Genomic DNA, 971 nt, shown 5'->3' on the forward strand with positions numbered 1-971 from the left:
CAGATCGCATTTGCAGGCGTTGAGTTACCTCACAGCAGGAAGTCGCCCTGATTGATGGCGGTGAGGACGCCGGCGGCACCGAAGCCGATGATGTCGGCGAGGCCATCGTTGTCGATATCGGCGATGGTGCGGTGGAACGTGTTGTCGCTGGTCCAGCCCTGGCTTGCTCCGAAGTTGGCAAGGTCGAAGCCGACGGGAGTGAAGGTGCCATCGCCCTTGCCATAGGCGACGAGCGTTCCGGCGACGCCGAAGCCCACGATGTCTGCGATGTCATCGCCGTTCACATCGGTGACGATGCGCGGGAAGGCATCGTTGTTGGACCAGCCCTGATTGACGCCGAAATCGGCAAGGACAAGCTGCGCAGTGCCGAACGTGCCGTTGCCGTTGGACAGCGCGACGAGCGTTCCGGCCGTGCCGAAACCGATGATGTCGTCGCGCCCGTCACCGTTGACGTCGGCCAGTTCGCGATGGAAGCTGTTGTCGTTTGCCCATCCCTGGTTGACGCCGAAGTTGGCGACGCCGGTCTGCGCAGGGCTGAACGTGCCGTTGCCATTGCCGAGCGACACCAGCGTTCCTGCCGTGCCGAAGCCGACGAGATCGGCCTTGCCGTCTCCGTTGACGTCGGCGACGGTGCGGGCAAAGCCGTTCTGGGTTGCCCAGCCCTGCGCGGTGCCGAAGTTGGCGATGCCGGTGACGGGATTGGCGAAAGTGCCGTTGGCATTGGCGAGCGAGACGAGGGTGCCTGCCGCGCCGAAGCCGATGATGTCTGCCCGGCCATCGCCGTTGACGTCGGCCAGTTCGCGGTGGAACTGGTTGTCGTTGGTCCAGCCTGCGGTCTGTCCGAAGTTGGAGACGACGACGCTGGTGGTCGAGAAGCTGCCGCTCGCCGATCCGAACGAGACGAGCACGCCCGAAAAGCCGAAGCCCACCACATCGGCAAATCCATCGCCGTTAACATCGGCAACATGGCG

Annotated in this window: 1 protein-coding gene; it reads right to left on the bottom strand. The window is 64.1% G+C overall.

Annotated features, from left to right (window positions below; all coding sequences use genetic code 11):
- Positions 1–29 precede the first annotated feature (29 nt).
- Positions 30–971, bottom strand: a 942-nt coding sequence (locus HGI47_RS22075; RefSeq protein ID WP_168854898.1) for a VCBS repeat-containing protein, incomplete at its 5' end; no start/stop codon positions are given.

Origin of the sequence: Novosphingobium sp. ERN07 (assembly GCF_012641335.1) — a bacterium.
Lineage (GTDB): Bacteria > Pseudomonadota > Alphaproteobacteria > Sphingomonadales > Sphingomonadaceae > Novosphingobium.